The following is a 19554-nucleotide window of genomic DNA, read 5'->3' on the forward strand; positions in this document are numbered from 1 at the left end:
CTACACCCCAACATCCAACACAAATATAACAGAAATATTTTTGGTTAAATTAAACATTAATAACTTTCAGGATCATATTCACTCCGAATCCAACAAGTACTGTTCCTATAACTCTATTGATCCATAGCATTACATTCGGTTTTAACAGATTTTTAATGCGGTGGGCGACATAGCTTTTCAAGAGGTCAGTTAAAAAGACAGTTGAAAGCAGACTTCCGAAGAACATAAGGTGGTGGGAAGGGGTGTAATCTTCTTTTACTGACATAACACTCACAATTCCCAGCCAGAATAATAACACTGCCGGATTGATTATGTTCAGCAAAAAGCCTTTTAGCATAAATTTCGCATGTACCGTTTTTTTATTGTCGTCAATTTCTTTAACGACAACCTTTCTGAAAAAATTGAACAATCCAAAGCCAATCATTAGAATTCCGCCAATCCAACCCATTGTAATTCTATATTGATCTAAAAGATTCAATTGTGATGCAAAAAAAACACAGACTCCAATCAGGGTAGCATCACTGATGAGGACACCAACTGCAAGGTGAACTCCTGCTTTAAATCCTTCATGTAAACTTGTTTGTAAAAGCGTGAAAAAGACCGGACCAAGCATGACGGCAAGTAGTAGTCCGAAGCTGATGCCGGAAATGAGCGGGTCGAACATTTTATTTCTTTTTTGCTAAAAAAGATTTCCATTCTTCAGCTTGCATCGACTTCATAACTCTCGGAAATTTATTCTGTCCACCCATTTTTCCTTTAGTGGTCATATATTCATAAAAATATTCAACCGGAACTGTTTCGATAATTATATCTTTCAATGCAGAAATTCTCTCAACAGCATAATCATCATTTATTTCCTTTAATTTATTATCAAGGATCTGCTTTGCTTTACCAAGGTCAAGTTCTTTATTTACCCCGAGGAACCATTGATGTGCAAATGAATTTTCAAATGGAACTCCGGTCACCATGTATTCGGGAATTTCTATGTCAAGTTCAGCGGATAAATGTTCAATAGCCTTATTCATATTATCGACAGACAAGTGCTCGCCGACAAGACTAAGAAAATGTTTCGTTCTTCCACTGATTATAATATTGCCTTGTGAAACATCTACAAATCTGACCACATCTCCGATCATGTATCTCCACGCACCGGCACAACTGCTGAGCAACAAAGCGTAATCAACATTGTTTGCAGCATGTTCAATAGTTACTGCTTTTGCCGAAAGTTTTAATTCACCTGAGCTATCAAAGTTTTCATCATTGAATGGAATGAATTCGTAAAAAATTCCATTGTCAGTGATAAGTTTCATATGCCGGACATTCGGTTCGTATTGAAATGCAAAAAATCCTTCTGAGGCCGGATACATCTCTATATAATGCACTTTCTCTGAAAAAAATCTTTCGAATCCTTTTCTATAGGGTTCGAAAGAAACTCCACCATGAGCATACACGCGGAGATTCGGCCAGATATCATGAATTGTCTTGAGATTATAATGTGCTATCACTTTTTCCAGGAGCAATTGCACCCAGGAAGGAACGCCGGTAATGATTCCAATATCCCAGTTGTGTGCTTCTTTTGTGATCTCTTCCAGTTTTACATTCCAGTCTTTCTCTTTAGAGATCTTCTTTCCGGGTTTATAGTATTTCTGAAACCAGATAGGAGTACGTCTTGCAGAAATTCCACTAACATCACCCTCATAGTAACCGCCATGTTTTTTCAGATCAGTACTTCCGCCTAGCCATAAAATTCCTTTTTCGAATGTCGTAGCGGGAAGATCATATTTGCCAAGTGTGATGATCTGTCGGATACTAGCCTTACGGAGTGACTTCACCATTTCTGCAGTTACCGGAATGTGCTTGCTGGCAGCTTCAGAAGTGCCTGAACTTAATGCAAAATATTTAATGTGACCCGGCCAACAAACATCTTTTTCCTCTGCCAGACAGCGGTGCCACCATTGTTCGAAAATGGTATTGTAATTATATACCGGAATATTGTTTTGAAATTCGCTTACAGGATCAGATGAATTAAGAATTCCTTCGAAGTTGAATTTTTTACCAAAGGAAGTGTCGGCGGCTTTACTAAGTAAGCTTTTCAATTCCTTCTTTTGATAATATGCCGGACTACGGAATCGAAGTCGAATCTGACTGCTCAGTTTTAATCCTTGTTTAATAAGTACTCCGAGTAATGGCATTTCAATTCCTGAATAAGCCTGCAAAATAATCAGAAGTTTGAGTTATTGGCTATGAATCAGGCAGTAAGTATTCAGTTGAATTGTTGAAAACTGAAGCAGAAACATTTCAAAGGATGAAAGCTTGTTAATAATTTTTGCACGGCCCTTAAGGGCCGTGCAAAAATTTATCATGCAGGAACTGCCAGTTTATTTTTCAAAGTCACATCAATAGCATCCAGAAACTCTTCTGTATACACATAATGTTTTCCATGATCAACCTTGTTTCCATGAATTGTTACTGCAAGATCTTTGGTCATGATACCCTTTTCAACTGTTTCAATACACGCTTCTTCAAGTGTTTTACAGAAACGGATCAATTCCTGATTGTTGTCAAGTTTACCACGGAATTCCAATCCGCGAGTCCATGCGAAAATCGATGCGATCGGATTAGTTGAAGTCGGTTTACCTGCCTGATGATCTCTGTAGTGACGTGTTACAGTACCATGTGCTGCTTCTGCTTCCATTGTTTTTCCATCAGGAGTTACAAGCACAGAAGTCATTAGTCCTAATGAACCGAATCCTTGCGCTACCGTATCAGATTGTACATCGCCATCGTAATTTTTACATGCCCACACAAAATTTCCATTCCATTTTAAAGCTGATGCAACCATGTCATCGATCAAACGATGTTCGTATGTAATTCCTGCAGCTTCAAATTTAGATTTGTATTCTGCATTATAAATTTCTTCGAAAATATCTTTAAACCTACCGTCGTATTTTTTCAGGATTGTATTTTTTGTTGAAAGATAAAGTGGCCACTTTTTCATCAATGCCTGATTAAAGCAAGAGCTTGCAAAACCACGAATGGATTCATCAGTGTTATACATTGCTAATGCAACACCATCACCTTTGAAATTATAAACTTCAAAAACCTGCGCATCACCGCCACCTTCAGGTGTGAAAGTCATGGTCAATTTTCCTTTTCCTTTGATCACAGTATCAGTAGCACGGTATTGATCACCAAATGCATGACGACCAATACAGATTGGCGCAGTCCAGTTTGGCACAAGACGCGGTACATTACTGATCACGATCGGCTCACGGAAAACAGTGCCATCTAAAATGTTTCTGATCGTTCCGTTTGGCGATTTCCACATTTGTTTCAGGCTGAATTCTTTTACACGTGCTTCGTCAGGTGTGATCGTTGCACATTTAATTCCGACACTATATTTCTTAATTGCTTCAGCTGAATCAATTGTTACCTGATCATTCGTAGCATCACGATGCTCCATTCCAAGGTCAAAGTATTTGATGTCAAGGTCAAGATATGGATGAATGAATTTATCTTTAATGAATTTCCAGATGATGCGAGTCATTTCATCGCCATCGAGTTCGACTACGGGGTTGGTAACTTTAATTTTTGAAGACATTTTTCTTATTGGTTAATTTTATGGTTGATGAATAGCCTTAATTTGTCTTTCGTTTTTCGTTTGTGGTCTTTCGAAAGACGAATTACGATTTTGCAAAATTAACAAGAAATTCCAATTTCCATTAAGATATTAAAATCAGCCATCGTTCACAATTTCGTTAAATTTTATACTTTTGCCATCACTTTACCGTGAACGTTTATAATTCAATTGATAATTTCCCTGGCACTGCCAATGCAGTGGTGACGATTGGCACTTTTGATGGTGTACATATTGGTCATCAGCAGATCATACGCAATTTAAGGAAGCTGGCTGCCGAAACTCACGGTGAGACGGTTCTGTTGACATTTTTTCCGCATCCAAGAATGGTTCTCCAGCCGGATGACAATGATTTGAAGCTCATTACCACAATGGTGGAACGTGAAGAGTTATTGCGTTCATTTGGAATTGACCATCTGATAATTCAGCCTTTCAATAAGGAATTTTCCCGGATCAGTGCCACTGAATTTGTCAGGGATCAGCTCATGCAGAAAATTGGTATGAAGACATTGGTCATTGGCTACGATCATCATTTCGGAAGAAACAGAGAAGGTTCATACAAGGACCTTGAGGAAATGTCTCCGGTTTATGGATTTCGTCTCGAAGAAATCAATGAACAAGTGATAAATCACGTTGCAGTAAGTTCAACGAAAGTGAGAAAAGCGCTTCTGGAAGGCGATATTGTATCGGCAAATCAACTTTTAGGTCATCGATTTTCATTCAGGGGAAAAGTTGTGGAAGGGGATAAGATCGGCCGTACAATTGGATTTCCAACGGCAAATATTGAGATCCCGGAGCCATATAAACTAATTCCTGCAATTGGAATTTATGCTGTTAGGATTCAAGTCGGCAACGTAGTAAGAAACGGAATGCTATACATTGGGCATAGACCTGTGATCGATGGTAAAATTTTACGCATTGAAGTCAACATTTTTGATTTCGATGAAGATATTTACGGGCAGGAGATACAGGTCATTTTTGTATCCAGGATTCGCGGAGATATGTCTTTTAAAGATCTGCAGGGACTGAAAGAAAAGCTAAATGAAGACAAAACTGTTGCAACAAAAATCCTTTCCTAACGTTTCCTTTAAAAAGCCCTGACTTGAAACTTGGATCACTCATATTTTTATTATTTCTTTCTGTCTTTTGCAAAGGCCAGGAAACGGAATTGATCCTGAATGATTCGTCCTATATTTATCGGTCAGTTGAAGAAATCAAAGCTCATCCTGAAAGAGTATTCAGGTTAAATCTGAGTAAACAAAAGTTAGACACATTTCCACCGGAAATTTTTGAATGTACAAACCTTATCGAACTCGACTTAAGTAAAAATAAGATTGAGGAAATTCCACCGCAGATCGGTCGATTGATCAATCTGGAAAAACTGTCAATGGCCAATAACGGACTTGTGCATCTTCCAAAAGAAATTGGAAAACTCACACAGTTAAAATATCTGGGATTGAACAGAAATATTTTAGAAGATCTTCCTGCAGAAATTGGAGATCTGGAAAGTCTTGAAGTTTTTGAAATGTGGGACAACGAACTCAAAGATCTTCCTGACGAAATGGGTAAATTAACAAATCTGAAGATCCTCGAAATCCGCGGTATCCTTTTCACAGAAGAACAACAAGCCCGGATCGATAACATGATTGTCAAGACAGCGAAGATTTTGATGTCGCCGGCGTGTAATTGTAAATAACGAATAACGAATAGTGATAGGTGAAACTTATTGGTAGGTACTTACTTTTTTCTTTTTTCTTTTTTTTTCTTTTAAGTTTTCATTATCACTTTATCACTTAGCTATAATATTAATTAAAAACGAACAACAACCCCCGCCATCCAATTCGCTCCTGCTTGAGGATAGTAGTAATTATAATCCGTGCGTTGGTTCGAACTGTAATCGCTAAAAGTATATCCATTCGAACTGTATTTCTCTCCGAAAATATTGTTGAGCATGAACTTGAATTCGATTCCTTTTAATCCTTTGATTGAAGGAGAAAAACTTCCGCTTAAATTGGAGAGAAAGTATGATTCAAGAATGCTATTTTCATTTGATGTATTGTCCAGGAATTGTTGACCAACATATTTTATATTGGTGCTCAGACGGAGAGTTTTGAACGGATTATATACAACTCAACAGCTGGATATTACTGATGGTGAAAAACTGATTGTTGAATTGTTATATGAATTCATCCTTAGTCCATAGATGTGGTAATCATAAGTGAATTCATTATAGACTTTGATTTTATTTTCACTTAAAGTAAGGTTTGAATCCAACACCAGTTTTTTTGAAATTGAATAGCCGAGTTCAATTTCAACTCCTGCGCGATAGCTGTCTTTCACATTTTCACGGATGTATTCGCCCACATCATTTATATTGCCGGTTAGAATGAGTTGATTCTGATAGTCCATATAATACCCGTTAACAGTTGCAGTTAATTTTGTGCCCGTAAATTTGTAACCTGCTTCATAGTCGATCATACTTTCTGCATCAGGCCTTGTGGATGGAGTAGAGTTAAGATAGTCGTCGCGTACCGGTTCTTTATTTCCTATTCCGGCAAATAAATAAATTTGATTTTTAGAATTAAGCTTGTATGATATTCCGGCTTTCGGATTAAAGAAATTGAGATCAGTATTATTCGAAGCGTCAGGTACTAATTTGCTGAAATTGTAATTTACAATTCGTTCCTGCAGATCTCCGGTAAAAGTTATTTTATCATTTAAAGTATAAGTTGCCTTGAGAAAAATATTCACATCGTTTTTAGTAGTGTTATCTTCATAGTAAGTAAACGGAAATGTTGATGCAGGAAATATACCTGCTGAAATTATTTCGTTGAAATGCCTGCCTTCGTAATTGTAAATTCCGCCACCAAGTTTCAACTCAAGTGCTTTCTGTTCGTAGTCAAATGACCATGTTGCACCATAATAATCAGTAGACAGCCATTTCCTTCGTACAATGTCTGTCTGATCGATCGTTGAGTCCCCGATCAATATACTGCCAAGTCCATAACTACTGAAATCGGCACCTGGTTTGAACTCTTCATAATAGCCGTCCCCTTTAGTATAATGTAACCCCAGATTCGCTGTGAGTTTTTTACTAAGAGTCCGTGAATAGAAAAGCTGATAGTAATCCTGCTGATAATTGTCGGTTTGATTTTCATAATAGCGAAGATTTCCAAAGGCATCTGTATATTCTCCTGCAGGATTATAAGTGCGGTCTTTAGCTACTTGTTCTTCTGATATTCCATACCACGCCTGATATGTTTTTTCTTTTCCTGAAATGATCACTGCCCGGATAAATTCTTTTTCATTATAGTAACCGCCACTTAGACTGAGAGATCTTAAATCAGATGTTGCTCTGTCGATATATCCGTCTGAATTTATCATCGACATTCTTCCGTCAATTGTAAAATGTTTGTTCAGTACACCTGTCCCGAATGAGATTGTATTTTTATTTGTATTAAAAGAACCATATGACGAACTAATTGCTCCATATGGATTCTGGGAAATTTTCGTTGTCTGTAAATTAATACTTGCTCCAAAAGCTCCTGCTCCATTAGTAGAACTTCCTAGTCCACGTTGAAACTGAATATTGTCAGTTGACGAAGCGATATCAGGCAAATCGACCCAATAAACCTGATGTGATTCTGCTTCATTAACAGGAATGCCATTGATTGTAACATTCACTCTCGTCGGATCATTACCGCGTACACGAATTCCTGTATATCCAACTCCGTTTCCTGCATCAGAAGTAACCACTACAGAAGGCAGATTACTGAGAAGAACAGGAAGATCCTGACCCAGATTTTTTTGTTCCAGTTCTTCTTTACTTATATTATTAAATGCAGCACCGGTTCTATGATCTACACGTGTTGCATTAATTGTTATTTCGTCGGCTAAATACACTTTCAGTTCAAGTAAAACTTTGTTCGTAGCAGAAGTGGAAATTGAGACAGTCTGTTGATCATAGGCAATATGAGTAATTATAACTTCATAAGTGCCTTCCGGCATTTTGCTGAATGAAAATTTTCCCTGTGCGTCAGATGTTGTTCCAACAAAAGAATTTGTCAATCGTACCACCGCTCCTGAAACAGGTGACTGGTCTTTTGAATCTACGATTGTACCGCTCAAATTATTTTGCGCAAAAATGATAGTGGATGAAAAACACAGTGAAAGAGTTATCACTCTGATTTTGACAAGTAGTCCTGAAATAAAATGCATTGTATAGATCTGTTAGGCAACAAGCGTTCAGGATGGGTGCATGAACGTAAACAAAGTGTTTTACCTTTTCCCTTCGCAGGCATTATCCTGTGCAGGTTTTGTGGGTATAATCTCAGCCCTTTTAAAAGAGCACCCCATAGATTCGGGACAAATGTAGAGATTTTGTTCTTTAATTGACAGAACCCCCAAAATAAAAATTTGTTTGAAAATGGATGCTATTATTGAGTATAATGCTAATAAGCTTCCGGAAGCATGAAGAAAAAGTTCAGATTTATTATTATTTTTACTTTGAAATTTATATTCCGGTTTCTTTATGAAAAATCATTCTTTGCTCTTGTTGATTCTTGTTATTTTTTCAAGTGCTGATATTTTAGCGCAATCAATAGTTATCGATTCAGTAGTTGTTAAAAGTTGCCATTATCAACCTGTAGATGAACCGGAATATAACGCAACTACAATTGATTCATTCAGTGTGGATCGATCATTTGTTAGCAGCACACAATTAGATTCTTTAAATTCCATACTGTCAATTGACAATTACAATTATTCTCCATCCGGAAAAATGTTGTTACATACCCGACAGGATTTTTCACCAGGTGTTAGTGTTGATTCAGCCATCCACTCCTATATTTATAATGCTGCCGACAGTTTATTAAATTATACAATGATGAGTTATAATAACGGTGCATTCATAGGAAGTTCTCGGGTAATTTGTCAGTATGACAGTATTAATCGGACAAAACTGGAAACTAGTGAGACTAGCAATAGCTCAGGGGTTTGGGTTCTTCAATCTCAGGTTTTGTATTCTTTCGATCCTGCAAATAAATTGATTCGTCAGGAAAATAGTAATGCGGTCGGAGGGATTTTAACTTTAAGTAATTCTAAATGGTTTGAATATCTTCCGAACGATTCACTTGATTTATATTACTTCCGTAATTATTCAAATTTACCACAAAACGATTCGGTAATGTATGATTATTCATACGATACAATGGGGTATTTGATTTCAATTGAAAAGTTTATTTGGGATTCTGCAAATGCCACGTTCGGTATTCCTCTTGAACATTGGATAATTTATTATGATTCCACACATACATTGATCGGAAATAGTTCAGCTTGGTATCTTGGAATTCCTGGTGCACTATGGGAACGAATGGATAGTACATACTACGAATATGATACCAAAATCGCCTGATCTATGAACAACAAAGTCTTATTCCACATGGTGGCCACTGGACGGAATACACTTATTATTCGGGGACAAATAATATTGATTCAGTGAATTATTGTCACTGGTGTACGCATTCAGGCAGTTGTTCTTTTTGTAAATATGAGTACTATTCTCTGATCCTTGACATACAGAATTATCAGAAAGAACAGTTCTCGATTTTTCCAAATCCTGCAAACAACGAGTTCGTAATAAATTTGCCGGAGGATTTGTCTGAAAATGTGAGGATAGTCATAACAGATCCTCAGTCAAAAATTGTTTTTCAGAAAACATATCCTCATAAAAGTAATTCTATTTCAATTACAGATTTGGATCTCAGAAGTGGAATTTACTTCATTACCGTTGCAGGGAATCATTTTAACCGGACTCAAAAATTATTGGTCGTTAAATAAGTTTGAAAAATCTCAGGTTGATTAATATTTTGCAATCCCTTTATTTTTTATTTGTTCATTAAATTTCATTTCATACTTTGGGTCAAATTATCCGGGCGTTATGGCAAAAAAGATCTTTATTATTCTTCTGTGTACATTACTCTCAAATAGCACTTTCGCCCAGAAATATTATATGGGCATCGGTGGCCGTGCAGGAAAATTCTACACAGGAGCATCATTCAAATATTTTTTCAATTCTACGAATTCAACAGGGATGCAACTTGAAGCAGCTTATGCTAATATAACTGTTGGCGGATACAATCTGAAAGGCTTTATTATAAAACAGATTCCGTTCAAAGTGCCCATCATCCAACTTCCTCTCGATTTTGTTTATGGTGCAGGAGTTCATGCAGGTTATTTTCCTTTTGAACCTCAGGGTTATTATAAAAAGGTTGATGGCAATGCTATTTATTATACAAAGGATGTAGTAACAGTTGGTGTAGATGCAACGATCCAGATCGAATACAAAATTCCAAGGGTGCCTTTTACTTTAACCATTGATGTCGTACCGTTTTACGAATTTGTAAATCGTGGACCGGAAATTGTTGATTTCGGAGTTTCTATCCGGTATGTTTTTAAATAGAACTGTAATTGTAATTTATTTTTTGAGAAATTCTTCTACAGCATTTAATGCATTCTCAAAACGATCTTCACCTTTTCCTGTAATGACAGCATAATTCAAATTTCTCTCGTCCAGTTCTTTTTTATACCATTCAAAAAAGTAAATTCTCCGGTCACCATTTTCTCTTACATTATCGGCAACAAATTCAATGTCGGGATACGTTAGCAAATACAGGTCAAATGGATTGTTTTTTATTTCATCTAATATCCATTGCGGACAAGAGCCATATTTATGAATCAGCCAGACCATGCCATTGATCGCTTCATTGTCTGCAAAAAGAATTTTGTTGCTCTTGCTTTCTGCAAGTTTATTTTCTTCAATCTGCATCTTTATACAATGTAAAACATCATCCATGGTATAGGGCTGAAGAAGATTTGAAATATACTCCCGTGCATATTCAGGAACCCAAAGCGTATTGTAATGCGAAGCAAGTTGCGCGCACAGAGTACTCTTAGCAGTTGATTCCGGACCTATGAATGCGATTCTTTTCATGCCACGGAATTTGTTTTGCCGAGATCTTTTTTCCATTCATAATAACCTTTAATGGCAAGGATCAGAAAAATAAAATATAAAATAGAAGTCAAAGGGAGTCCCTTATAATAGTACAATGGAATATAAACTGAATTGACAATTATCCAGATCACCCAGTTAGTAATAATTTTTTTTGCAACCATCCATTGTGCGACCAAACTAAGAATTGTCAAGGCGGAATCGAGCCAAGGCAGGGAAGCATCTGTAAACTTCTGAAGGAAGAATGACAGGGAAATAAATGCAAGAAAACTGATTAATATCATGTTTGTTGAAAAAGAAACAAAAGTCATTGCAGGTATAGTGAAACTTTTTCTACTTTTCTTCCAATGTATCCAGCCATATATTAAAAGGAAGAGGTAGATACATTGTAAAAGAGAATCTGCGTATAATCTTATCCCTTCTGAAGAGAACATTATTGCATAAAGAGCGACATTAATAATGCCGACCGGAAAGCAAAGTATGTTTTGTCGTACTGTTAACCATACACCTGTCACGCCGGTGATGAATCCCAGTACTTCAATTAATGATGATTGTTGACCAAGAATTGTGAATTCAAACATAAATGTTTCTGTTCACTTCCCTGAGTTATGGGAAATTGTGCGACAAAAGTAACGAAGTATTAGGAGAAAAAAGTAAAAAAGATTAAGGTCTTATCAGCCAAAAACCCCACTAACGATAAAATATAAAATATGCTTTCAAAATTTATTGAATCATTGCATGTCAGATTTTCGACGGCAAATTTCCGTGAGATAGTTAAACCATTTATTGTAAAATCGAAAGTCGACAAAAGTAATACGATTGTTATGGTCAATCGTGGTCACTTACGAATGAATGATGAATCAGAATTTGCACCGGAAGGTTCGTTCTATTTTATTCCTGCCGGAAGAAAAATGTCGGTCAGTCACGGATTAAATCCTGAAGTTGAATTCAATAGTTATACTCAGATCCTTGAAATCGAAGGTCAGGAATACCTGAAAGCGGTTACTTCCAAAGATCAGCTGGAAAATGTGAAGGAATTACTCACATTTGTGAGATTCGATGTTGAACTATTCGACATCATTCCGTTTTTCAGATCACTTGATCTTCCCATATTTCATATTGAGCCGAATGAAGAGTTGAGTTTTTTGCTTAAGCGAATCGCAATTGAACAAGAATCGAAACGCCTTGGTTATAATAATATCATCACAAATTATATGGGTGAATTGCTCATTTATATTTGCAGGTATATAGAAGCTCAACCTGATCTTCAGCAATATTTAACTAAGCTGGAATTTCTTGCCGATAAGAGACTTGTTGATATCGTAAAGTATGTCGGTGAGAATCTTGACAAAGACCTTTCAAACAAAACCATTGCAAGCATTGCATTCATTTCAGAAGATTATGTTGGCCAGTTTTTCAAATCACTGACAAAAAAGAATCTCCAGGATTATATTGAAAATCAAAGATTGGAAATGGCTATGCGTTTATTGAAAACAATTCCTGACAATATTCAGGAGATAGCACACAAGGTAGGATTTAAAGATCCGGCTTATTTCTCGCGGAGGTTTAAATTGAGATATGGTATAAATGCAAACTCCGTCCGCAGGTAGAAATTAATTATCCTGTAAAGCATGAATGGTAACTGCAATTTCTGAAATGATCATCGGATCTTTTTCAATTGCATTTCCAATCACAATAATATCGGCTCCTGCATTACATAATTCAGCAGCTTTTTCCGCTGTACGGATCCCGCCACCGGCAATAAGAGGAATGTCGATATTCTTTTTAACATCCTTGATCATTGTTGGTGCTACAGGGAATCGGGCCCCACTCCCTGCATCCATATAGATCAATTTCATTCCAAGCATTTCACCGGCAATTGCTGTGCATGCAGCAATATCATTTTTGTCGTGCGGAATAGGAAATGTATTGCTCATATAGCTAACAGAAGTAGGCGAGCCACTATCGATCAGCATGTATCCTGTTGAGATGGCTTCCAGATTATTCTGACGGATCAACGGAGCAGACAAAACATGTTTGCCGATTAGCAGGTCGGGATTTCTGCCACTGATAAGGGAAAGAAAGAGAATAGCGTCAGCAGCAGGTGAGATCTGCATTGTGTTTCCGGGAAATAGCACAACGGGAATTGAGGCACTTCGTTTTAAAACTTCAATGCACGATTCAAAAGATTCAGTCAGTAGAATGCTGCTGCCAACAAAGAAAAAATCTACTTCGGCATTAGTAGCGATACCGGCAATTTTAATACAATCAGCAGGAGATGATTTATCAGGATCAACGAGCACTGCAAGCATTTTTTTTCCTGCTTTTCTTTTTTCAAGAATTGAATTATAAATGTTCATCTTTCGAAGATAATTATTTTGTTACTCTGATAAACCGGTTTTTGGCCAAAGGCAATTAATCACTTGCCCACGTTATCATCATAGGTGCGAAAGTTTCATAATGGACGTGATATCTTTTTTCATGTCCTGACTTTAGTATAGAAGCATATAAATTCCCGGAATGAGCTTCAGTAAATTCTTCAACATTCAGATGTTTTTTGAAATCAACATCACCGATTTCGTGAATTTTGTAAAGCACTTCCTTCGCGCCCCAGATGATCTGAAGTTTTTCAATTGAAGGATTAAATCCTGTAAACTTTATTTCAGACTCATTAAGAAATTTAGTTGCCAACTTGAAGATCCTTTCATTTATCGTTTCCAGATCGATTCCGCCATGGCTGAATTCGCCGACCATAATGGCTACATAGTTTTTTGTATGCGAAATGGAAATGTTCTTTTTTCCTGAAAGATTGGGTTTGCCGTTCTTTGAATAATTGATCAGAAGTTTTTCGGCAGGAAATAATTCCTGAAGCAGAGCTCTGACTGTTAAGAACTCCCTTTTACGGCTATCGCTTTTGAAATTCCGGAGTAAAGCCATTTCATCGGCAGTCAGGACTGCCTTTTGAATCAGGAAATCGGACTCTTCATTACTTTCCCAAACGGCAATAACTGATGATAGGTGTTCTTTTTTATAAACAATTGGCATTCCGGTGTGTTAAGGACTGCAAGATGACACAATTTCTGCTTAAGGACAAATGAACTCTATTGGTTCTTAAGTAGGTATTATTTATCTTTGCCCGCTGAAATTCAACATTTAACATAAAACCTATCTAATGGCTAATCAAGCAACAACAGTAGAAAAATTCGTGAAATACAAGGTAAAAGACATCTCATTGGCCGAATGGGGCCGTAAAGAAATCACTCTGGCTGAAGATGAAATGCCGGGTTTAATGTCGCTTCGTAAAGAATTCGGAGCAAAAAAGCCGTTAAAAGGCGCTAGAATTGCAGGTTGTCTTCACATGACTATTCAAACTGCCGTTTTAATTGAAACGTTGGTTGAATTAGGAGCTGAAGTTACATGGTCTTCTTGTAATATCTTTTCGACTCAGGATCATGCTGCCGCAGCAATTGCAGCCGCAGGAATTTCTGTGTATGCATGGAAAGGTATGAATGCTGAAGAATTCGACTGGTGTATTGAGCAAACGTTATTCTTTGGTGAAGGACGTAAGCCACTTAATATGATCCTTGATGATGGTGGTGATTTGACAAACATGGTGTTTGACAAATATCCTGAACTTATCAAAGACATTAAAGGTCTTTCTGAAGAAACAACAACAGGTGTTCACCGTCTGTATGAGCGTATGGCAAATGGTACATTACCAATTCCGGCGATCAACATTAATGACTCAGTTACTAAATCAAAATTCGACAACAAATATGGTTGCCGTGAATCTCTTGTAGATGCTATCCGTCGTGCGACTGATCTAATGCTTGCAGGAAAAGTTGCAGTTGTGGCAGGTTTCGGTGATGTAGGAAAAGGCTCTGCTGATTCTTTACGTGATGCTAAAGTTCGTGTGATCGTTACAGAGATCGATCCGATCTGTGCACTTCAGGCTGCAATGGAAGGTTATGAAGTTAAAAAGATGGCGACTGCTGTGAAAGAAGCTGACATCATTGTGACTGCAACAGGAAACTGTAACATCATTACCGGCGAACATTTCAAGGCAATGAAGCACAATGCTATCGTTTGTAACATTGGTCACTTCGATAATGAGATTGACATGGCCTGGTTGAACAAAAATCATGGCTCTTCAAAAGTGGAGATCAAACCTCAGGTTGATAAATACACAGTAGGTAACAAAGATCTGATCATCCTTGCTGAAGGTCGTCTTGTAAATCTTGGTTGTGCAATGGGGCATCCATCATTTGTAATGTCAAATTCATTCACGAACCAGACATTAGCACAATTAGAATTGTGGACAAACACAGCTGCTTATACAAACAAAGTTTATACACTACCGAAACACCTTGATGAAAAAGTTGCACGTTTGCACCTTGCCAAAGTTGGTGTTGAACTGGAAGAGTTGACTGATGAGCAAGCTAATTATATAGGCGTTGCTAAGAATGGTCCGTATAAAAATGATATGTACCGTTATTAACGAATAGCTAATATCGAATAACTACTAAAAGCGGCTGTCTCTTGGAGGCAGCCGTTTTTTTTTCTTTTAATTTACTTTTTCAGTCCGTAAAAAATTTTGCGGTAATTAGTTGCAAGTGGGTTTTCGGATAAAATGGGGGGAGCAAGAACAAAACGCTCTCTGACATCCTTGTCAAATTGTGATGCGTCAACTGTAGTAACTGCAAAACCATTTTCTTCCATTTTGCGAACGAAGTCGTCACCATAAATTCTCAAATGATCAAGCTGTCCAAATTTTATAATTCGTTCATGCGGATCAACAACTGAAAGATCTTCGAAAGTGATCTTCAGATTATCTTTTTGCGGGACTGTAAAAATGCAGTAGCCACCTTTTCTGAGAATACGATATGCTTCTTTAATCGCTCCGGTATCATTTGGAACATGTTCGAGAACATCACATGCTATAATACAATCATACGATTCATTTTTGATATCGGGCATGTCAGAAATATCCAGGCGGAAATCAATTTTAGAGTAATCGTAGCCTTCAGCAAAAAAATCTGCAGTCTTGTATTTTGATGTTGTCCCAACAAAAAGTTTTTGCATAAATCCTTCTGGTGCAAAGTGAAGCACTTCTTTGTTTTTTATTGTATGCTCCATCTTTCCGTTTTTCAGTTGGAATAAAGATCCAAAGAGTAAACGATGTCTGACACTTGAAAGGCAGTTAGGACAAATTGAATATAAATGCCAATCGTCACTCTGCAATTTGTCTGTTTTGTAGTGGCAGAAATTACATTCTACTTTCGCTGGTAAAATTGAATAGATGATCTTATTCGAAGCAAGGGAAATTTCTTTTTTTAATCTTCGGTTTATCCGTTTAAAAATATTCTCCATTAAAATCTTTTTGTTAGCTATTTAAATCGAAGATATGAAATAAGTTGATAATGGGAAGTGGGTTGGAGGTTTTTAGCCTATAAGGTTTGAACCCCTGCAACCTGTAACCTGAAAACCTGCAACTCAAACTGTAAGAATTTACATCGATTAGCAAATAAGCATGGAAACAGTTTAAAAATGAAGTCGTTTAAGATAATTACCTTTTCTTGCTTTTTCATGCGCGAAAAAATGGAAATGGGTCTGATTATTCAAATAACTATGAACAAATTTTTACAAAGCCATATTGAGCAAGTTTTGGGTGAGAATGCGGATTTACCTGATAATTTTAAGAAATTATTCAGATTGATCAGCGACTCATTCGATCAAATTATTGAAAGCGAAAATAAGTACAGAAGTCTTTTCGATGAAATGGCTGACGGTGCTTACAAAAGTACTCCGGATGGAAAATTCATTGATGTCAATCCTGCTTTTGTAAAAATGCTTGGTTATGAAAGCAAAGAAGAGTTGATGTCAATTGATATCAAGTCCAAATTATATTTCGAAGCTTCAGAACGTGACAATGCGGTTTTGCAGGATAATACCCAGGGCCTGGCAGTTTTTAGATTACGTAAAAAAGATGGTTCGGAAATCTGGGTAGAAGACAGAGGTCAGTATGTAACTGATGAAAAAGGTATTCTATTGTATCATGAAGGTATTTTGCGTGATGTTACTAAAAGGATCCATACTGAGTTTGAATTAATGCGAAGTCAGAAAGAAACTGCTGATTACAAAAAAGCATTGAATCAATCCCTTATCGTTTCTATAACAGATAAAAACGGAGTATTCACTTTTGCAAATAGTAATTTTTGCAAGATCTCAAAATTTGAAGTTGATGAGATTACAGGAAAAATCAAAGTATCATCAATTCCGATATTCATACCATAGATTTTCTAAGTACGGTTTATCAAACAATTTCTTCCGGAAAAGTCTGGCGCGGTGAAGTAAAAAACAAAGCAAAGGATGGAAGTTTTTATTGGGTGGATAGCGCTGTTGTTCCTTTTGTCGATGAGTTTGGTAAGACCTATCAATATCTGACCATCAGTATTGATGTTACTGAAAGAAAACTTTCCGATGAAGCACTACTTGCAAATGAGTTAAAGTTCCGTTCGCTTATTGAAAACAATGTTGACATGATAAGTATGTTCGATGCAAATGGAAAATTTACTTATGTGAGTCCGGCAATATTAAAAGAATTTCAATTCACGTATGAAGAATGCATTTCTGTAAATGTAAAAGAAATAATCCATCAGGACGACCTTCCTGTTGTAAATGAATTTCTCACAAAAGTAATGCACAGTCATTCTGTCCCTGTAAAATCTCCCGTGTTCAGAATTATGAAAAAGGGGGGTGCATATGTATGGGTAGAAGGAACTTTGACGAATCTTCTGAATAAAATGGGTGTCAATGCAATTGTAGCTAACTTTAAAGATATAACTGAAGGAAAAAAATACGAAGAAAAACTCAAGCACAGAAACTCTGAGTTGATGAAATCGAATATGGAGCTGGACAAATTCGTCTACAGTGTTTCACACGATCTTCGTGCGCCCTTATCTTCGATGCTTGGTGTCATTGGAATTTCCGAAGAGGAAACAAATGAGCCTTCAACAAAGGATCATCTTCATATGCTAAAAGCGAGTATTAAAAAACTGGATCTTTCTATCCGGGATATACTGGATTATTCAAGAAATTCAAGAATGGAAGTCAACAGAGAATCAATTGACCTGAAAGAGTTGTTGAAAGACATTACTGAAAATTTGAAATGTCAGAATAATAGCAGGAACAAAGTAAAGATCGATGTGGAAATGGACGAAAATCATCCATTAGTTTCAGATAAAAACAGATTGAATATTATATTGAACAATCTGATCTCAAATGCAATTACATATCAGGATCCATTAAAGAATGATCCGTTGGTAAGTATTAAAGTTGATACATCAGATACAGAAACGAATATTATCGTAAAGGATAATGGAATAGGAATCAGCAAAGACCTTCAGGAAAAAATTTTCGATATGTTTTTCCGCGGATCAGAGAATTCAGACGGTTCAGGATTGGGATTGTATATTGTTAAAGAATCGGTTGAAAAATTGAATGGAACCATAAATGTAAATTCTGTTCCGGGTAAAGGTTCGGAATTCCGCATTTTAATTCCGAATAATTAAATCGCACAAATGAAAGTAGCATTACATACAGAATTACACATTAAACACACGGTCAAATGTTAAACCCACTATTACAAAATCAGGTTCGGTTGCACTTCGGTAATTCAATCGAAATGCCTGATAAATTTATGGAATTGCTGAATTCTATAAGTGATACGTATGATCAATTTGAAACATTAGCAGAAGAAAATTCCGAATTGAAGAAAACAAATGAACAACTTGATCACTTTGTATACAGCGTATCACATGACCTGAGAGCCCCGTTGAGTTCTATGAAAGGTCTTGTAGAGATCACAGAAGAAGAGACAGCTGAACCGGTAACTCTGGAGCATATGAAATTGCTCTTAGGAAGTATTGGGAAGCTGGACCATTTCATTCTGGATGTATTGGATTATTGCAGAAGCAAACGTCTTGAGATCAAGCCGGAACGAATAGACTTTAAGGAATTGATAGAAAATATTTCTGATAACCTCAGACATATGAATTCCGGTAACAGGAATGTGGATATTAAAATCAGCATCACGCAGTATAAAGAATTTTGTTCTGATAAAATTGGTGTTGGAATTGTTTTGAATAATCTGGTGTCGAATGCTATCAGATATCAAAATCCGATGTCAGAGCAGCCTTTTGTAGATATAGAAGTTGAAGCCACAGATAAAACTGCTAATATTATTGTTAAAGACAATGGAATTGGAATCAGTAAAGAAGGTCAGACAAAGATCTTTGATATGTTTTATCGGGTTTCTGATGAAACGGACGGAACAGGTTTAGGATTGTTTCTAGTTAAAGAAACCATTGAAAAACTTAATGGAAAAATAAATGTAGAGTCGGAATTGGGAAAAGGTTCGGTATTTCAGATACTGATTCCGAATAATGTGATTTAAATACGAAAAAATTATGGCTGTAGAAAACGGTAATCCGATTTACAAAAGAGTGATGATCATTGATGATACCTATGTGGATCGCTATGTAGCAGAGAGAAATATTCTGAAGTATGGTATTTCAAGTGAAGTTGTCAGTAAAGAATCCGCTAAAGCCGGATTGGAGTATTTAAAATCATGTGAGTCAAATCCGTCATTACTCCCTGAATTGATCTTTCTGGATATTCGCATGCCAGAAATGGATGGTTTTGGTTTTTTGGATGAATATGAAAAGTTGCCTGAGGCAGTGAAAGGAAATTGTGTTGTAATGATGCTGTCAACTTCCCTGAATCCTGAAGATCATGAAAGAGTGAAAGGCAACAAATACGTCAGTCGTTTTCTGAACAAGCCCCTTGATAAGGAGAAAATTGAAATCTTGTTGAATAATTGATTTTTTTAAATTGAAATGTGTTAGTT

Annotated in this window: 21 protein-coding genes and 1 riboswitch; of the genes, 11 read left to right on the forward strand and 10 right to left on the reverse strand. The window is 36.7% G+C overall.

Annotation, left to right across the window (positions count from 1 at the left end):
* Positions 1 to 49 precede the first annotated feature (49 nt).
* The 3 genes from IPL24_04950 to IPL24_04960 form a co-directional block, all read right to left on the reverse strand.
* Positions 50 to 664, reverse strand: a complete 615-nt coding sequence (locus IPL24_04950) for a LysE family translocator (protein MBK8363036.1) — start codon at positions 662 to 664, stop codon at positions 50 to 52.
* A 1-nt stretch (position 665) separates the two neighbouring features.
* Positions 666 to 2192, reverse strand: a complete 1527-nt coding sequence (locus IPL24_04955; GenBank protein ID MBK8363037.1) for a GH3 auxin-responsive promoter family protein — start codon at positions 2190 to 2192, stop codon at positions 666 to 668.
* A 167-nt stretch (positions 2193 to 2359) separates the two neighbouring features.
* Positions 2360 to 3601, reverse strand: a complete 1242-nt coding sequence (locus tag IPL24_04960) for an isocitrate dehydrogenase (NADP(+)) (GenBank protein MBK8363038.1) — start codon at positions 3599 to 3601, stop codon at positions 2360 to 2362.
* 188 nt (positions 3602 to 3789) lie between these two features.
* On the opposite strand from IPL24_04960, the gene IPL24_04965 reads away from it, so the two are divergent.
* Positions 3790 to 4716 (forward strand): bifunctional riboflavin kinase/FAD synthetase, encoded by a 927-nt coding sequence (locus tag IPL24_04965; GenBank protein MBK8363039.1) that lies wholly within the window; start codon positions 3790 to 3792, stop codon positions 4714 to 4716.
* A gap of 23 nt (positions 4717 to 4739) precedes the next feature.
* Complete coding sequence (locus IPL24_04970; protein MBK8363040.1) at positions 4740 to 5333, forward strand: leucine-rich repeat domain-containing protein; 594 nt, start codon at positions 4740 to 4742, stop codon at positions 5331 to 5333.
* 113 nt (positions 5334 to 5446) lie between these two features.
* Here the strand turns inward: IPL24_04970 and IPL24_04975 are convergent, their stop codons facing one another.
* The gene (locus IPL24_04975) at positions 5447 to 5590 is read right to left on the reverse strand and encodes a hypothetical protein (protein ID MBK8363041.1); all 144 of its coding nucleotides are present in this window, start codon (positions 5588 to 5590) and stop codon (positions 5447 to 5449) included.
* Between the two features lie 177 nt (positions 5591 to 5767).
* A complete protein-coding gene (locus tag IPL24_04980) occupies positions 5768 to 7765 on the reverse strand; it encodes a TonB-dependent receptor (protein ID MBK8363042.1) in 1998 nt (665 codons plus the stop codon).
* Positions 7766 to 7905: 140 nt separating this feature from the next.
* Positions 7906 to 8002, reverse strand: a riboswitch (TPP riboswitch).
* Positions 8003 to 8183: 181 nt separating this feature from the next.
* Here IPL24_04980 and IPL24_04985 point away from each other — a divergent pair.
* The 3 genes from IPL24_04985 (at position 8184) to IPL24_04995 (ending at position 10097) form a co-directional block, all read left to right on the forward strand.
* Positions 8184 to 9050, forward strand: coding sequence for a hypothetical protein (locus IPL24_04985; GenBank protein ID MBK8363043.1), 867 nt, complete (start codon positions 8184 to 8186; stop codon positions 9048 to 9050).
* A gap of 83 nt (positions 9051 to 9133) precedes the next feature.
* Positions 9134 to 9475, forward strand: coding sequence for a T9SS type A sorting domain-containing protein (locus IPL24_04990; GenBank protein MBK8363044.1), 342 nt, complete (start codon positions 9134 to 9136; stop codon positions 9473 to 9475).
* Positions 9476 to 9575: 100 nt separating this feature from the next.
* Complete coding sequence (locus IPL24_04995; GenBank protein MBK8363045.1) at positions 9576 to 10097, forward strand: hypothetical protein; 522 nt, start codon at positions 9576 to 9578, stop codon at positions 10095 to 10097.
* 15 nt (positions 10098 to 10112) lie between these two features.
* Here IPL24_04995 and IPL24_05000 read toward each other — a convergent pair whose 3' ends face one another.
* Together IPL24_05000 and IPL24_05005 are read right to left on the reverse strand one after the other, a co-directional pair.
* Entirely contained in the window at positions 10113 to 10628 is a 516-nt protein-coding gene (locus tag IPL24_05000; protein ID MBK8363046.1) for an ATP-binding protein, read from the reverse strand.
* On the reverse strand, positions 10625 to 11227 hold the full coding sequence (locus IPL24_05005; GenBank protein ID MBK8363047.1) for a nicotinamide mononucleotide transporter: 603 nt from the start codon (positions 11225 to 11227) through the stop codon (positions 10625 to 10627). The genes IPL24_05000 and IPL24_05005 overlap by 4 nt, the downstream gene beginning before the upstream one ends.
* Before the next feature lie 129 nt (positions 11228 to 11356).
* On the opposite strand from IPL24_05005, the gene IPL24_05010 reads away from it, so the two are divergent.
* Positions 11357 to 12256, forward strand: coding sequence for a helix-turn-helix transcriptional regulator (locus IPL24_05010; protein ID MBK8363048.1), 900 nt, complete (start codon positions 11357 to 11359; stop codon positions 12254 to 12256).
* Between the two features lie 3 nt (positions 12257 to 12259).
* On the opposite strand, the gene IPL24_05015 is transcribed toward IPL24_05010, so the two are convergent.
* Both IPL24_05015 and IPL24_05020 read right to left on the reverse strand, forming a co-directional pair.
* Positions 12260 to 13006 carry a geranylgeranylglyceryl/heptaprenylglyceryl phosphate synthase gene (locus IPL24_05015; protein ID MBK8363049.1) on the reverse strand — a complete coding sequence of 249 codons (747 nt, stop codon included), beginning with the start codon at positions 13004 to 13006 and terminating at the stop codon, positions 12260 to 12262.
* A gap of 55 nt (positions 13007 to 13061) precedes the next feature.
* Positions 13062 to 13691 (reverse strand): 4'-phosphopantetheinyl transferase superfamily protein, encoded by a 630-nt coding sequence (locus tag IPL24_05020; protein ID MBK8363050.1) that lies wholly within the window; start codon positions 13689 to 13691, stop codon positions 13062 to 13064.
* 127 nt (positions 13692 to 13818) lie between these two features.
* On the opposite strand from IPL24_05020, the gene IPL24_05025 reads away from it, so the two are divergent.
* Positions 13819 to 15144, forward strand: coding sequence for an adenosylhomocysteinase (locus tag IPL24_05025; GenBank protein ID MBK8363051.1), 1326 nt, complete (start codon positions 13819 to 13821; stop codon positions 15142 to 15144).
* Between the two features lie 71 nt (positions 15145 to 15215).
* Here IPL24_05025 and IPL24_05030 read toward each other — a convergent pair whose 3' ends face one another.
* The gene (locus IPL24_05030; GenBank protein ID MBK8363052.1) at positions 15216 to 16016 is read right to left on the reverse strand and encodes a class I SAM-dependent methyltransferase; all 801 of its coding nucleotides are present in this window, start codon (positions 16014 to 16016) and stop codon (positions 15216 to 15218) included.
* A 258-nt stretch (positions 16017 to 16274) separates the two neighbouring features.
* On the opposite strand from IPL24_05030, the gene IPL24_05035 reads away from it, so the two are divergent.
* The 4 genes from IPL24_05035 (at position 16275) to IPL24_05050 (ending at position 19528) form a co-directional block, all read left to right on the forward strand.
* On the forward strand, positions 16275 to 16940 hold the full coding sequence (locus IPL24_05035; protein ID MBK8363053.1) for a PAS domain S-box protein: 666 nt from the start codon (positions 16275 to 16277) through the stop codon (positions 16938 to 16940).
* A 92-nt stretch (positions 16941 to 17032) separates the two neighbouring features.
* On the forward strand, positions 17033 to 18217 hold the full coding sequence (locus tag IPL24_05040) for a PAS domain S-box protein (GenBank protein ID MBK8363054.1): 1185 nt from the start codon (positions 17033 to 17035) through the stop codon (positions 18215 to 18217).
* 56 nt (positions 18218 to 18273) lie between these two features.
* Positions 18274 to 19101: a HAMP domain-containing histidine kinase gene (locus tag IPL24_05045; protein ID MBK8363055.1), complete on the forward strand. Its 828-nt coding sequence runs from the start codon at positions 18274 to 18276 to the stop codon at positions 19099 to 19101.
* A gap of 13 nt (positions 19102 to 19114) precedes the next feature.
* Positions 19115 to 19528, forward strand: coding sequence for a response regulator (locus tag IPL24_05050; GenBank protein ID MBK8363056.1), 414 nt, complete (start codon positions 19115 to 19117; stop codon positions 19526 to 19528).
* Positions 19529 to 19554 lie beyond the last annotated feature (26 nt).

The sequence above is a fragment of the Bacteroidota bacterium genome, from assembly GCA_016711505.1.
In the GTDB taxonomy this organism is placed as follows: Bacteria; Bacteroidota; Bacteroidia; order AKYH767-A; family 2013-40CM-41-45; genus JADKIH01.

What these genes read in the sequence shown, in the direction of transcription:
- IPL24_05020 (MBK8363050.1), bottom strand. Translation starts at nt 13,691, where the DNA reads ATGCCAATTGTTTATAAAAAAGAACACCTATCATCAGTTATTGCCGTT.
- IPL24_04960 (MBK8363038.1), bottom strand. Translation starts at nt 3,601, where the DNA reads ATGTCTTCAAAAATTAAAGTTACCAACCCCGTAGTCGAACTCGATGGC.
- IPL24_05010 (MBK8363048.1), top strand. Translation starts at nt 11,357, where the DNA reads ATGCTTTCAAAATTTATTGAATCATTGCATGTCAGATTTTCGACGGCA.
- IPL24_04975 (MBK8363041.1), bottom strand. Translation starts at nt 5,590, where the DNA reads ATGCTCAACAATATTTTCGGAGAGAAATACAGTTCGAATGGATATACT.
- IPL24_04955 (MBK8363037.1), bottom strand. Translation starts at nt 2,192, where the DNA reads ATGCCATTACTCGGAGTACTTATTAAACAAGGATTAAAACTGAGCAGT.
- IPL24_05000 (MBK8363046.1), bottom strand. Translation starts at nt 10,628, where the DNA reads ATGAAAAGAATCGCATTCATAGGTCCGGAATCAACTGCTAAGAGTACT.
- IPL24_05025 (MBK8363051.1), top strand. Translation starts at nt 13,819, where the DNA reads ATGGCTAATCAAGCAACAACAGTAGAAAAATTCGTGAAATACAAGGTA.
- IPL24_04995 (MBK8363045.1), top strand. Translation starts at nt 9,576, where the DNA reads ATGGCAAAAAAGATCTTTATTATTCTTCTGTGTACATTACTCTCAAAT.
- IPL24_05045 (MBK8363055.1), top strand. Translation starts at nt 18,274, where the DNA reads ATGTTAAACCCACTATTACAAAATCAGGTTCGGTTGCACTTCGGTAAT.
- IPL24_05005 (MBK8363047.1), bottom strand. Translation starts at nt 11,227, where the DNA reads ATGTTTGAATTCACAATTCTTGGTCAACAATCATCATTAATTGAAGTA.
- IPL24_05015 (MBK8363049.1), bottom strand. Translation starts at nt 13,006, where the DNA reads ATGAACATTTATAATTCAATTCTTGAAAAAAGAAAAGCAGGAAAAAAA.
- IPL24_05035 (MBK8363053.1), top strand. Translation starts at nt 16,275, where the DNA reads ATGAACAAATTTTTACAAAGCCATATTGAGCAAGTTTTGGGTGAGAAT.
- IPL24_04950 (MBK8363036.1), bottom strand. Translation starts at nt 664, where the DNA reads ATGTTCGACCCGCTCATTTCCGGCATCAGCTTCGGACTACTACTTGCC.
- IPL24_05050 (MBK8363056.1), top strand. Translation starts at nt 19,115, where the DNA reads ATGGCTGTAGAAAACGGTAATCCGATTTACAAAAGAGTGATGATCATT.
- IPL24_05030 (MBK8363052.1), bottom strand. Translation starts at nt 16,016, where the DNA reads ATGGAGAATATTTTTAAACGGATAAACCGAAGATTAAAAAAAGAAATT.